This is a genomic window from Helcobacillus massiliensis, from assembly GCF_014191425.1.
Taxonomy (GTDB): domain Bacteria; phylum Actinomycetota; class Actinomycetes; order Actinomycetales; family Dermabacteraceae; genus Helcobacillus; species Helcobacillus massiliensis.
The window spans coordinates 535,364-548,258 of sequence record NZ_JACHWP010000001.1 but is presented as its reverse complement, the minus strand read 5'-3'; the positions used below and the strand labels follow the sequence as shown (position 1 = coordinate 548,258).

At 68.8% G+C, this 12,895-nt stretch carries 13 protein-coding genes; 7 read left to right on the top strand and 6 right to left on the bottom strand.

Annotation, left to right across the window (positions count from 1 at the left end; translation table 11 throughout):
• Nucleotides 1-4 precede the first annotated feature (4 nt).
• On the top strand, nucleotides 5-367 hold the full coding sequence (locus tag FHX50_RS02545) for a DUF2200 domain-containing protein (RefSeq protein WP_183374130.1): 363 nt from the start codon (nucleotides 5-7) through the stop codon (nucleotides 365-367).
• 73 nt (nucleotides 368-440) lie between these two features.
• Here FHX50_RS02545 and FHX50_RS02540 read toward each other — a convergent pair whose 3' ends face one another.
• Nucleotides 441-746, bottom strand: a complete 306-nt coding sequence (locus FHX50_RS02540; RefSeq protein WP_183374128.1) for a CsbD family protein — start codon at nucleotides 744-746, stop codon at nucleotides 441-443.
• Nucleotides 747-910: 164 nt separating this feature from the next.
• On the opposite strand from FHX50_RS02540, the gene FHX50_RS02535 reads away from it, so the two are divergent.
• From FHX50_RS02535 to FHX50_RS02525, 3 genes are read left to right on the top strand one after another with little or no spacing between them, the layout of a single operon-like run.
• Complete coding sequence (locus FHX50_RS02535) at nucleotides 911-1,789, top strand: DsbA family protein (protein WP_343064030.1); 879 nt, start codon at nucleotides 911-913, stop codon at nucleotides 1,787-1,789.
• Nucleotides 1,790-1,793: 4 nt separating this feature from the next.
• Complete coding sequence (locus FHX50_RS02530) at nucleotides 1,794-2,651, top strand: cytochrome c biogenesis CcdA family protein (protein ID WP_183374126.1); 858 nt, start codon at nucleotides 1,794-1,796, stop codon at nucleotides 2,649-2,651.
• On the top strand, nucleotides 2,648-3,418 hold the full coding sequence (locus FHX50_RS02525; RefSeq protein ID WP_221187085.1) for a glycerophosphodiester phosphodiesterase family protein: 771 nt from the start codon (nucleotides 2,648-2,650) through the stop codon (nucleotides 3,416-3,418). Before FHX50_RS02530 ends, FHX50_RS02525 begins: the two co-directional genes overlap by 4 nt.
• Here the strand turns inward: FHX50_RS02525 and FHX50_RS02520 are convergent.
• Nucleotides 3,387-4,289 (bottom strand): SDR family oxidoreductase, encoded by a 903-nt coding sequence (locus FHX50_RS02520; RefSeq protein ID WP_183374122.1) that lies wholly within the window; start codon nucleotides 4,287-4,289, stop codon nucleotides 3,387-3,389. The two genes, FHX50_RS02525 and FHX50_RS02520, sit on opposite strands and share 32 nt — an antisense overlap.
• A gap of 149 nt (nucleotides 4,290-4,438) precedes the next feature.
• Nucleotides 4,439-5,227: a class II glutamine amidotransferase gene (locus tag FHX50_RS02515; RefSeq protein WP_183374120.1), complete on the bottom strand. Its 789-nt coding sequence runs from the start codon at nucleotides 5,225-5,227 to the stop codon at nucleotides 4,439-4,441.
• A gap of 91 nt (nucleotides 5,228-5,318) precedes the next feature.
• On the opposite strand from FHX50_RS02515, the gene FHX50_RS02510 reads away from it, so the two are divergent.
• Nucleotides 5,319-6,911, top strand: a complete 1,593-nt coding sequence (locus FHX50_RS02510) for a glycoside hydrolase family 10-like protein (protein WP_183374118.1) — start codon at nucleotides 5,319-5,321, stop codon at nucleotides 6,909-6,911.
• A gap of 73 nt (nucleotides 6,912-6,984) precedes the next feature.
• Nucleotides 6,985-7,950, top strand: a complete 966-nt coding sequence (gene glsA / locus FHX50_RS02505; protein WP_183374116.1) for a glutaminase A — start codon at nucleotides 6,985-6,987, stop codon at nucleotides 7,948-7,950.
• 67 nt (nucleotides 7,951-8,017) lie between these two features.
• Here the strand turns inward: glsA and fabG are convergent, their stop codons facing one another.
• Nucleotides 8,018-8,791: a 3-oxoacyl-ACP reductase FabG gene (gene fabG / locus FHX50_RS02500; protein ID WP_183374114.1), complete on the bottom strand. Its 774-nt coding sequence runs from the start codon at nucleotides 8,789-8,791 to the stop codon at nucleotides 8,018-8,020.
• A 148-nt stretch (nucleotides 8,792-8,939) separates the two neighbouring features.
• Here fabG and FHX50_RS02495 point away from each other — a divergent pair, with 148 nt between their 5' ends.
• On the top strand, nucleotides 8,940-9,959 hold the full coding sequence (locus FHX50_RS02495) for a DUF2891 family protein (RefSeq protein ID WP_183374112.1): 1,020 nt from the start codon (nucleotides 8,940-8,942) through the stop codon (nucleotides 9,957-9,959).
• Nucleotides 9,960-10,014: 55 nt separating this feature from the next.
• Here FHX50_RS02495 and FHX50_RS02490 read toward each other — a convergent pair whose 3' ends face one another.
• Together FHX50_RS02490 and FHX50_RS02485 are read right to left on the bottom strand one after the other, a co-directional pair.
• Nucleotides 10,015-11,064, bottom strand: coding sequence for a C40 family peptidase (locus FHX50_RS02490; protein ID WP_343064029.1), 1,050 nt, complete (start codon nucleotides 11,062-11,064; stop codon nucleotides 10,015-10,017).
• Nucleotides 11,065-11,603: 539 nt separating this feature from the next.
• The gene (locus FHX50_RS02485; protein ID WP_183374110.1) at nucleotides 11,604-12,518 is read right to left on the bottom strand and encodes a C40 family peptidase; all 915 of its coding nucleotides are present in this window, start codon (nucleotides 12,516-12,518) and stop codon (nucleotides 11,604-11,606) included.
• Between the last annotated feature and the right edge of the window lie 377 nt (nucleotides 12,519-12,895).

Genomic DNA, 12,895 nt, shown 5'->3' with positions numbered 1-12,895 from the left:
GGGCATGACCACTGACCCGAAGCTCGAGCGCGTCTTCCAGATGCGATACGGCGATATCGACGGCCTGTACCAGACCAAGGTGGAGCGCAAAGGCCACACCCGCGAGGAGCTCGACCACGTGCTGACCTGGCTGACCGGCTACAGCACCGAGCAGCTGCGCGAGCAGGCGGCCTCTCCCGCCACGCTGCGGGAGTTCTTCGCGGATGCTCCGCAGATGCACCCGAACACGGACCTGATCACCGGCGTGCTCTGCGGGGTGCGGGTGGAGGACATCGAGGATCCGCTCATGCAGAAGATCCGCTGGATGGACAAGCTCGTGGACGAAGTGGCGCGCGGCAAGAAGATGGAGAACATCCTGCGCTCCTGACCCGCTGCGGCGCCGTTCTCACACAGCAGGGCCCCACCCGTTCGGGTGGGGCCCTGCTGTGTGTCCGCTGGTGTCAGTTGGACTTGCGGTTCTGGAACTTGTCCACGCCCTCGGCGACAGCACCCTTGACCTGCTCGAACTTCTCCTTGACGACCTCCTGGGCGGAGCCGTCCTGGATGGAGTTCTTGACGGAATCGAGGGCGTCCTTGCCCTTCGCCATGAGGGCCTCGGCCTTGCCCTCGCCCTTGAGCTGATCATCGCCGGTGAGGCCGCCGAGTGCTTCCTTGGCCTTGCCGGAGAACTCGTCGGACTTGTTCTTCGTCTTGTCTGCGAACTTGTCCGCGGCACTCTCTGCCTTGTTGGCGAAATCGTTGTTCATGGGGTCTCCTTCCGAATCGACGCAAGGCGCGCCAGTCTCGTTTCGATAACGATGCAACTATAGGCGGCGACTCTCCACGCACTCCCAGCCTTTCCCGCTGATGCATCGGTGGCACGGGCCTCGAACGCCTCGTCCCGCCCGCTGGAAACCGCTAGCCTGTCGGCGTGTCTACGTCAACGAACCCCTCCTCACCCCAGCCTGAACCGCTCCCCAGCACTGCGCCCGACGGCGCCGACGCCCCGTCGCAGAGCCGCGGTCGAGGGCGCGGGCGCATCCTGATCGTCGTCGGCATCGCCGCTGCCGTGTTCGCCGCGCTCGTGCTCGTCGCGCAGTTGACGAAGAACCGCTCGTCCGAATCGCCCACTGCTGCTTCCGCGTCGGCGAACCCCGCGCCGACGGCGACCGCCCAGGCCGCATCCGACGGCGGCGGTGAACAGCAGGCCCCGTCGGCCTCCCCCGCTGCGGGTGATGACGGCCCCGGCCTGGAGCGCAACGACCCGGACGACCCCATGGCGATCGGTGATGTGGACGCGCCGGTCACGATGATCGAGTTCACCGACATGCGCTGCCCGTTCTGCGCCCAGTTCGACCGCGACACCCTCCCGGAGATCCAGAAGAAGTACGTGGACTCCGGTCAGCTGCGCATCGAGTTCCATGACGTCTCCTTCTTCGGTCCCGAGTCTGAGCGCGCCGCCATGGCAGCTCGAGCCGCCGGCCGCCAGGGCAAGTACGTGGAGTACATCACCGCAGTCTACGCCGCCGCCCCCGCACGCGGCCACCCGGAGCTGCCGGATGACGAGCTGGTCGACTTCGCCCGGGAGGTCGGCGTGGAGGACATCGACCGCTTCAAGAAGGACATGAAGGACCCGGCGCTCGCTGAGGAGGTCCGCGCCTCGACGCAGCAGGCTCAGATGGCCGGGGTGACGAGCGTTCCGTTCTTCGGCATCGGCATGCAGGGCATGGCCGGCGCGCAGCCGATCGAGAACTTCGAGGAGTTCATCGACAAAGCCCTCGAGGACGCCGGCGAGAAGCCCGCGGAGTGACACCATGGACCTCGGTTTCCTCGGCGCCTTCCTCGGTGGGGCACTCACACTGCTGAGCCCCTGCTCCGTCATGCTGCTGCCGGCGTTCTTCTCCTACGCGTTCGCCGACCGCACCACCGTGCTGACGCGCACCGGCGTGTTCTACCTCGGACTCATCACCACCCTCGTCCCGCTGGGCATCCTCGCCGGCTCCCTCGGCGCGTTGGTGAACCAGCACCGGTCAACGCTGGTCACCGTCGTCTCGATCCTTGTGATCGTGCTCGGTGCTCTGCTGCTGCTGAACATTCCGATTCCGGGTCTGTCCCGCCTCAGCTCCGCCCCGTCGGTGGGAGCGCCCGGCGCCCCGGGCGGCAGCTCGAGCATCTCGGCACTGTCCACCTACGCGCTCGGCACCGTGTACGGCGTGGCCGGTGTGTGCGCCGGCCCGATGCTCGGCGCGGTCCTCGCGTTCGCCGCGTTCAGCTCCAACGCCCTGTACGGCGGCCTCATCCTGCTCGTGTTCGCGGCCGGGATGACGGCGCCGTTGCTGATCTTGGCACTGGTGTGGACGCGCCTGCCGTGGGTGCGGTCGCTGGTGCGGCCGCGGGAAGTGGTGCTCGGCCCGATCCGAACCACGTGGACGGCGATCATCGCCGGTGTGCTCACGATCGGCATCGGCGTGCTGATGCTGCTGACGCAGGGCACGGCGAACCTCGGCGGTGTCCTCGGCGCACGCGACCAGGCGCAGCTGGAGGCGAACGTCATGTCCTTCTCCCGGGCGGTTCCGAACTGGGTGACCATCGCGGTCGCCGCAGCCGTCCTCGCCGCTGTGGTCGCATGGAACGCTCACCGCCGCGGCGCTGGTCGAGGGGGTCAACGGTGACGGGACGCATCATCGCCCACCGGGGCATGAGCCGTCTCGCCCCGGAGAACACGCTGGCGGCATTCCGAATGATGGCGGAGCACGGAGTGCAGTGGCTGGAATGCGACGTTGATCTGCTGGGCGACGGCACAGCGGTGCTCCTCCACGACACCCAGCTGGACCGCACCACGGACCGCTCCGGAACGATCGCGGACCTCACTCGCAGCGATCTCGAGCATATCGACGCCGGCTCCTGGTTCTCCCCCGCGTTCGCCGGTGAGCGGATTCCCACGCTCGATCAGCTGATCGATCTGCTGAACGCCCTGGAGCTCAATGCGAACATCGAGCTGAAGTCACCCGTCGGCGGTGCCGCGGCTGGACGCGCCCTCGTGGACACGGTCCTCAAGGCGCTGGACCGGTTGGATCCGGACCGGCGCATCATCCTGTCCTCGTTCAACCACCTGCTGATCCGCCGCGCCGCCGACCAGCTGCAGGGCGCGCCGACGGGGGCGAGCATCGAACTCGCGTGCCTGTTCACGCGGGAGTCGCTGCGGGAGGACTGGCGGACCGTGATCGAGATGGCCGGTGCGGGAATCGTGCATCCGCAGGATCGAGGACTGACCCGCGCCGAGGTGGAGACGATGCGCGCCGCCGGATTCGACGTCAACGTGTGGACCGTCAACGACCCGGCGCGCGCGAATCAGCTGCTGAACTGGGGCGCCACCGGCATCTGCACCGATGTCGCCCACCTGCTGATCAGGGGGTCGGCTGGCCGCCGTTCACGTTGAGGGTCTCCCCCACCACGAAGCTGGACTCCGCCGAGGCGAGGAACACGTAGGCCGGTGCGAGTTCCACCGGCTGGCCGGCGCGGCCCAGGTGGGTGTCCTTGCCGAACTTCGGCAGCTTCTCCTTCGGCTGCCCATCGGTCACCTGCAGCACTGTCCAGACCGGACCGGGCGCCACCGCGTTGACGCGGATCCCCTTGGGTGCGAGCTGCTCGGCGAGCCCCTTGGTGAACGCGTTGATCGCGGCCTTGGTGGAGGCGTAGTCCAGCAGGTGCGCGGACGGCTTGTAAGCCTGCACCGAGGTGGAGTTGATGATGGTGGAGCCTGCCGGCAGGTGCTTCAGCGCGGCACGGGTGATGCGGAACATCGCGAGGATGTTGACGTCGAACGTCTCCTCGACCTGCTGATCCTCGAGCTTCTCCAGTTCGTCCACGCTGATCTGCTTGCCGGCGTTGTTGACGAGGATGTCGAGACCGCCGAGACCTTCGACCGCCTTGTCCGGCAGTGAGCGGCTCACATCATGGTCGGCGAGGTCACCGGGAAGCAGGACCGCGGTGCGGCCCTCCTTCTCGATGAGGTCCTTGATGACCTCTGCGTCGGCCTGTTCCTGCGGCAGGTAGTTGAGGGCCACGTCCGCACCCTCGCGGGCGAAGGCGATGGCGACGGCGGCGCCGATGCCGGAGTCGGCACCGGTGATGAGAGCGCGGCGGCCCTGCAGACGGCCGGTGCCGCGGTAGGACTCCTCACCGCGGTCAGGGTGCGGCTTCAGATCGCGGTCCAGGCCGGGCTCCTCCTGGTGCTGGATCGGCGGTTCGATGGACTCGAAGCGGGTGACGGGGTCGTGGAAGGTGAGCTGGTCGAGCTTCTCGGACATGGCGCCTCCTGAAGAACGGGTGTCGAGGGCTGTGCCGTGAGGCTAATCGCCAGGCCTCCGCGCAACCTTGGCGGCACCCGTCGGCACCCGTCGGCACAGGTCGACCGCGGGAATCCCCACATGCCGACCGGGAAGGGCTGAGCGCGGCGTCAGCCCAGCGCGGCGATGCGTTCGGCGGTGAGCGTGCCCGCGGTGACGGCGAGCGCCTCCCCCTGCTCCAGGCGTTCATACCCGGAGGTGTCCACGCCGCTGGACACCACGACGACACGCTCTGCCTCCGCTCGGAAGTCCAGGTGGTAGTCGCCGTACTTCTTCGGCGGCTTCGACTGCTCCGGGTCCCACTGGGTGTACGCCACGAAGCCGCGCGGGGTTGTGAGCACGCAGTTCAGTGACTCGGGCGGGCGGGTGCCGTGGGCGAGGACCAGTCCGGTGATGTCGCGCGCCGCCTGCTGCACGGCCCGCGCCCAGTCGGCGAGCGGGGAGGCGTCGGTGAGGTCGGCGTCGGCGGCGCAGCGGGTGAGGAGGGAGAAGAACAGTTCGGTGTCGGTGGTGCCGAAGGGGGTGCGGCCACCGCGGTCGAGGACGGCGCGGCGCAGGGCATCGGACAGGTCGAACTCGCCGTTGTGGGCGAAGGCGATGTCGCCGTCGGTGAAGGGGTGGGTGTTGGCGATCTCGGTGGCGAGGCCTTCGCTGGCTTTGCGCAGGTGCGCGAGCATAATGGGGCCGCGGGCCCGGTGGGTGGTGAGGTCGCGGTACAGGCCGGAGGCGTGCGCTTCGTCGATGTCGCGGCCGGTGCTCAGGTGACCGTTCTCATACCAGGCGAGGCCCCAGCCGTCCGTGTGCAGGCAGGACTGGGAGGTGAACGCTTCGAACTGCTCGCTGTAGGCCTCCGCGAGGGGGCGGTCGTCGCGGGTGGAGACGGCGAGCAGACGGCACATGGCAGTGTCCTTCCGGTTTGTTCATGGAAATTCCAAGAGAATCATGAAACGGTCAAGGGTGTCCTGTCACCTGTGCGAGGAGACCACCCTCATGGCTGAACCGCTGAACCGCCGCGATCTGCTGCGTCTGACGTCCGGGGCGGTGGTCTCCTCAGCGGCGTTCACCGTCGGGGTCGTGGGGGCGCCGGCGGCGTCGGCGGCGCACGACCCGTCGGCGGAGACGATCAGTGAGGCGGGTGCTGACAGGACCCGCCCGGTGCGGCAGCTGCGCGCAATGTGGATCGCGGCGGTGGAGAACATCGACTACCCCTCGAAGCCGGGGCTGTCCGCTGAGGAGCAGAAGAAGGAGTTCCTGGCGTGGCTGGACCTGGCCCAGGAGCTGCGGCTGAATGCGGTGATCTCGCAGGTGCGGCCCACGGCCGACGCGTTCTGGCCGTCCGATCTGGAGCCGTTCTCCCACTGGCTGACCGGCGAGCAGGGGAAGGACCCGGGGTATGACCCGCTGGCATTCCAGGTGAAGGCCGCGCACGCCCGCAACCTGGAGTTCCATGCCTGGTTCAATCCGTTCCGGGTGGCGCAGCATGACGACCCGTCGGCTCTGGTCGCGGACCACCCGGCTCGGGTGCACCCGGACTGGGTGTTCGCGTACGGGAAGAAGCTGTACTACAACCCGGGTCTGCCGGCGGTGCGGTCGTTCGTGCAGGACGCGATGATGGACGCCGTCACTCGGTACGACATCGACGCCGTCCACTTCGACGACTACTTCTACCCCTATCCCGTGGACGGGGAGGAGCTGCCGGACGCTGACGCGTTTGCGAAGTACGGCGCGGGCCAGAGCGTGGAGGACTGGCGCCGGCAGAACATCACCCTGCTGATCGAAGAGATGGGGACGCGGATCAAGACGGAGAAGCCGTGGGTGAAGTTCGGGGTGAGCCCGTTCGGCATCTGGCGCAACCAGTCCTCGGATCCGCGCGGCTCCGCCACGTCCGGCTCGGGGTCCTACGAGACCGTGTACGCCGACACCCTCGACTGGGTGAAGAAGGGCCTGGTGGACTACATCTGTCCGCAGATCTACTGGGAGATCGGCCACCCAGCGGCGGACTACGCGGAGCTGACCTCCTGGTGGTGCGAGCAGGTGAAGGACACGAACGTGTCCCTGTTCATCGGTCAGGCCGTGTACAAGTCCACCTCCGGTGAGTTCGGTGCGGCTGAGCTGACCGAGCACCTCACGTTCAACCGCTCCTACCCGTCGGTGGACGGCGATGCGTTCTTCAGCGCGAAGGATCTGCGCTCCGACACCGCCGGTGCCGTCACCGCGATGGTGAAGCAGCACTATTCGACTCCGGCACTGGTTCCTGAGATGCCGCACCTGAAGGGCACGACCCCGTCTGCCCCGGTGGGTGTGCAGGTGTCCGCGAAGGGCGATGCCGCGGTGCTGTCCTGGAACCGCGCGAGTGCGAAGGGCGCCACCAGCTTCGCGATCTGGCGCCTGCCGGCCGGGCAGGCCGACGGAGCCGCTCTGGGCGACGGGCGCAACCTCCTCGCCACGGTCCGCGCCGACGACCGCGGGGGCCGCCAGACCCTCACCCTGACGGGCTCCGCGCCGGTGCGTGGAACGTTCGTGGTGACGGCCCTGGACCGGCTGTGGAATCAGTCGGCTCCCAGCCGCCCCGTCCGCATCTGAGGGGCGCGTGCCTCAGGCTCGCACGCAGGTGCGCGGCTTTGCCTGGAGGGGCCCGGTGGCTTAGCGTCGAGCCATGAGTGCGCTTCTTGACTACCTGGCGGCCCTGCGGGGATCCGTTCTCGATGAGGTCAGCGGCGGACAGATCCCGCCGATGTCCAAGCTGACGGGCGCCCGATCGGACCACCTGGCAATCGCTGTGTGCCTCGGCGACGGTGAGGTGATGAGCGTCGGCACGCGGCATGAGTTCGCGATCCAGTCGATCTCGAAGGCGTTCGGCTACGCGGCGGCGCTGGACCATCGGGGTGAGGACCATGTGCTGAACCGAGTGGATGTGGAGCCCACCGGTGAGGTGTTCAACGCGGTGTCGCTGAACCTGGACACGGGCCGGCCGAAGAACCCGCTGATCAACATCGGCGCGATCCGGATCCACGCCATGCTCGGCACCAGCCCCCGTGAGCGGCGGGAGCGTCTGCACGAGGCGATGTGCCGAGCCGCGGGCCGTGACCTCGAGGTGCATGCCGACACCCTCGAAGCGGAGATGGAGGACGCTGACCGCAATCTGGCGCTCGCCCACATGCTGCGCGCCGCCGGCCAGATGGCCGAGGACGCGCATGACGTGGTGGAGGGCTATGTGCGCGGCTGCTCCACCCTGGTCACCGCGGAGGACCTCTCGGTGATGGCGGCGACGCTGTCCAGCGGCGGCGTGAACCCGAAGACGGGTGAGCGGGTGTTCTCCCGGCGCGCAGCGAAGCTGACGATGTCGGTGATGATGACCTGCGGGATGTATGACGACGCCGGCGACTGGATGACCGATGTGGGCCTGCCGGCGAAGTCGGGGGTGGGCGGCGGCATCCTCGCGGCGCTGCCGCCGAAGCTGGGGTTCGCGACGTTCTCACCGTCGCTGGACGAGCACGGCAACCCCGTGCGCGGCACCGCCTGCTTCGACCGCATGAGCCGTGACTTCGCCCTGCACATGCTGGACGGCGCCTCCGTGGTCGATGCGGAGGCGCGGGCGGAGGACCTCCTCCGTCGGCGGTGAGGCCGACGGATCCGGCCCTCCAGCCCGGCCGGCCCCGTGACCGCGGGGCCTCACCTCGGCGCGGCTGTCAACCGGCGGCGCGCATGTCCTCCAGCGCCTCGGGGGTCTCCGGCAGGATCTGGCCGCCGTCCACGATGATCTGCTGACCGGTGATGTAGCGGGCGCCGTCGGAGGCGAGGAAGGCGGCGGCTTCACCGATGTCCTCGGGTTCACCGAGGAAGCCCAGGGGGACGGAGCGCGCCATCTTGTCCATGTAGTCCTCGCCGAGGGCCTTCAGCCCCGGGGTGACGATGTTGCCCGGCAGGACAGCGTTCACGGTGATCTTCGATGGTGCGAGCTCGATCGCGGCGGAGCGGACGAAGCCCATCTGCGCGGCTTTTGTGGCGCCGTACAGCGACCAGGCGGGGTAGCCGGTGTGGTTGCCGGTGATGGAGCTCGTGACCACGATGCGGCCACGGCCCGAGTCGCGCAGCGTCGGCAGCGCGGCCTTCACGATGTTCACGGTGCCGCGGACGTTGACGCCGAAGATGGTGTCGAAGTCTTCGGCGGTGGCGTCTTCGATGCGGACCTGCGGGTAGATGCCGGCGTTGGAGCAGAGCACATCGAGGGAGCCGAGCGTGGACACGGCCTGTTCGATGGCGGCGGCGCAGGCGTCCGGGTCGCGGACGTCCACGGCGATGGCGTCGAAACCGGCGTCCCGGACGGGGCCGCATTCCTTATCGGTGAGGCCGGTGACCATGACGCGGGCGCCGTGAGCGCGCAGGGTCTGGGCGATACCGAAGCCGATGCCGAGGGTGCCGCCGGTGACGAGGGCGCAGCGGCCGGCGAGAAGATCAGACATGGGGTCCTCCAGAAGTCAGTCACAGCGAATGGGGTTCCATCTCCACAGTAGGCGCGGTGAAGGCGCTGCACTGGGCGGTTCCCGCGAAAATGCCGGCCCAATGCGGCCGGCTGTGCGATTCTGTGCTGTCCCGTACCCTAAGGTCTCTATGGACACCGATCTGATCGACGCCTTCGCCGCCGTCGCCCTGGACAACATCACCCGCCACTACCCGTACGCCGCGCACCATGTGCAGGCCGACCCCGCCGACATGCACACCCCGGCAGCGCTGCACCCCGCATTCGGCAACTCCTTCGACTGGCACTCCAGCGTCCACATGCACTGGCTGCTCACCCAGCTCATCGAGGAGCCCGTCGGCCCCTCCCCCGCCCCCGCATGGCGGCAGCGCGCCCTGGACCTCCTCCAGCAGCACCTCAGCGCCGAGAACATCCAGACCGAAGTCGACTACCTGCGGGCCCACCCCACATGGGAGCGGCCCTACGGCTGGGCGTGGGCTGCGATGCTCGCCGACTCCCTCGCCACCGCCACCACGCCCGAACTGCAGGACCGCGCGCCCGGGGCGGCGCCGCTCGCCGACACCGTCCTCGACCTCACGATCACCTGGCTGTCCCGCACCGACCTGCCGGTGCGGCACGGACTGCACACCAACACGGCGTTCGCGCTGCGCCGGCTGCTGATGGTCGCTGAGCGCCGCGGCCGCACCGACGCTGCCGACGCCATCCGCGAGAGCGCCCGACGCTTCTTCACCAGGGACCGGGCGTGGGCGTTCCACCAGGAGCGCTCCGGCCACGACTTCCTCTCCCCTGGCCTCTGCGAAGCCGACCTCATGCTGCTCGCCCTCGATCCGGATGAGCTCGCTGCCTGGCTGCCGGCGTTCCTCACCGACCTGGGCGAAGACTCCGAGATCCTGCGGCCCGTGCCGGTGCTGGACCCCACCGACGGCCACCAGTCCCACCTCGACGGCCTCGGCCTGACCGCTGCCGCTTCCGGGCTGCGCCTGGCGCGCGCACTCGACCGGATCGGTGCCCGGTCCGACCTCTCGGCTGCGCTGCGCGCGGCGGCCCCCTCCCTCATGGCGCCGGGCACCGCCGCTGCTGTCTCGGATGAGTACATGGCCAGCCACTGGCTCGCCACCTTCGCGTGGGAAGCATCGCACGAAGTCGCATAGACCAGGCGCCGCCTCCCCGGAGTCCGAGGAGGCGGCGCCTATCAGTGCTGAAGGATCAGCGGAAGGTGTGGAAGGTCGGGTTGCCCCAGATGTTGCGCTCAGTGACGGCCTGCGGGGTGCGGCCGGCATCGATCACACGGCCATTGCCGAGGTAGATGCCCACGTGGCCCGGCCATGCCACGAGGTCACCGGGCTGCGCCTGGGACCGCGGGATCTGACGGCCGGCAGCGGCCTGGGAACCGGAGGTGCGGGGCAGCTTGATGCCCGCTGCCCTGTAGGCGTGCTGGGTGAGGCCGGAGCAGTCGAAGCCGATGCCCGGCTTGGAGGCGCCCCACTTGTAGGAGACGCCGGTCTGCGCGCGGGCAGCGGAGATGATTGCGTCAGCGTTGAAGCTGCCGTTGGAGGGTGCCGCTCCGGGCTTCGAGGTCCCGTTGCCCGCCGGGATGGAGACGCCGCCGCCGTTGAGCGCGCTGCGGGTGGCGGGGCCGACGATGCCGTCCGGAACCAGGCCGGCGGCGGACTGGAAGGCAGTGAGGGCGTTGCGGGTGGCGGCGCCGTAGACGCCGTCCACTGCGATGCTGGCACCGCGGGCGTTGAGCGCCGCCTGAAGTTCGCGGACCGCAGAACCGCGATGGCCCGGGCGGATCTTCGCGGTGGAGCTGATCGCGGTCGCCGGAGCGGATGCGCTCTGGCCGCCGGTGGAGCGCAGAGCACCGCGGGTGGCGGGGCCGACGACGCCATCCGGAACCAGACCGTTGGCGGACTGGAAGGCGGTGAGGGCGTTGCGGGTGGCGGCGCCGTAGACGCCGTCCACTGCGATGCTGGCACCGCGGGCGTTGAGCGCCGCCTGAAGTTCGCGGACCGCAGAACCGCGGTGGCCCGGGCGGATCTTCGCGGTGGAGCTGATGACGGTGGCGTTCAGGCTCGGCGCAGCCGGTGCCGTGTGCACGGGGGCGGCGGGAGCATTGACGGCGTTGGCACCGGTCATGACGCTCATGGCACCCGCACCGGCGAGGACGACGCCTCCGGTCTTGGTGAGGGTGGATGTCATGTCGATGCGGATCTCAGCGGGACCGGGGGCGCGATGAGTGTTCTGGCGTGCCACGAGCAGCGGTTTCCTTCACGGGTCGAGGATCGAGGCGTCCCTGGGGACGCACGGGAAGCGACAGAGCGGCGCCCGTGAACGGGCGGGGAAGGAAGCTGCTCCGTGTGGAATATGGCCCGCGCTCAGATGAAACCCGAGGTGGGGCCCTTCGCTCTCAACTGTAGGGCCGCCTGGGGACCCCTCCCCGTGTGTTGAACCGGCTGTGCAGAAGATTTGACCCTCGCCTTGACCTAACGGCGGACCGGCTCACGAAACGCCTCAGACATTGGGCCAAGAGAACCCAAATCTGCACGCGATGCAGACCGTGTCTTTGCTTTCTCTTTGCTCTAGCGGTGGATATTCGACCATTACAGGGGACTTCTTGGTGCTCTTGTGCCCCGTTTCAGGGAGGGAGGGCGAAAAAAGTCTGAACCTTTACTCGAGGCTGAGCCGATCCCCGAGGCGGATCAGCATGAGAAGAGCGCCGCTCCCACGGATGGGATGCGGCGCTCTCCTGTCATCACTGCCCGATCAGGCAGCGAGTCTCATGTCCCGCTCGATCAGCGGAAGGTGTGGAAGGTCGGGTTGCCCCAGATGCTGCGCTCAGTGACGGCCTGCGGGGTGCGGCCGGCGTCCACGACCTTGCCGTTGCCGGCGTAGATGCCGACGTGACCGGGCCATGCCACGAGGTCACCGGGCTGTGCCTGGGACTGCGGGATCTGGCGGGCAGCGGCGACCTGCTGGCTGGAGGCGCGCGGCACATCGATGCCGGCGGCGTCGTAGGCGAACGAGGTCAGGCCGGAGCAGTCAAAGCTGGAGCCCGGGTTGCTGGCGCCCCACACGTAGGTGGCGCCGATCTGGGAGCGGGCGGCCTCGAGGACGGCCTGGCCGTCGCCGGAAGCGGAGGAGGTGGAGCCCTCGGCATCGGACTGCTTGTTGGCGACCGGTGCGGCGGTGCCGCCGGCCGGAGCGGATGCGCCCTCGGCACCGGATGCGTCCTCGGTGCCGTTGAGGGCATCGCGGGTCTCGGGACCGACGCGGCCGTCGACCCGGTTCAGGTCGTTCTCGGCCTGGAAGTCGCGCACGGCCTGGTCGGTGGCGGGACCGAATACGCCGTCCACCTTGATGTCGGCGCCCTGTGCGTTCAGAGCGGTCTGGAGGGTGGAGACGTTGTTGCCGGCGGAGCCCCACGTGAGGATGGCGGTGCCGTCGAGGGTGATGTCCGCGGCCTCATCGGCGGCCGGTGCGGTCTCAGTCTTCTTCTCCTGGCTGGGTGCCGCCGCTGCCGGGGTGCGGTTGACCTGCTCGGGGTCCACTTCGCCTGCACCCGGTGCTTCGGCGGCGCCTGCTGCTGCGGTGGCGCCGAAGACGCTGGCGCCTGCCAGTGCCATGCCGGTCAGGACCTTGCAGGCCCCGGCGATGGGGAGACGGATCTCTGCTGCGCCGGCGGTGCGGTGGAGGTTGTTGGTAGCCATGCTTCTCTTCCTTTGCGTGTGTTCTCTGGTGATGCGCCGTGCGGCGTCTCCCGTGCGGGAGGAAGTCGATCGAGGCGGTGGGCTGCTGTTCGCTGACCCGAACCCGCTGCTGCCCTGTGGCCTCGTGGGAACCACGCTATGTCCGGGTCGGCCGTCCTCCCGTGCGTGTTGAAGGGGTCGGTCACGGACTTTTACGAAGAGGGCGGTGGCTCGATGCACCAGGTCACAGAACGCCTGCCGCTGTGATCTCGCTGCAATCTTGTGTTGACGATTCAATTGCTTCGCGCCGCTTCGTTTGAACTCTCGTGACGATGTCCCCCGTCGGCCTCCCCGCCGGCGGCGCCGCCTCACGGCGGATCCTGCCTCGTGGGCGTGTG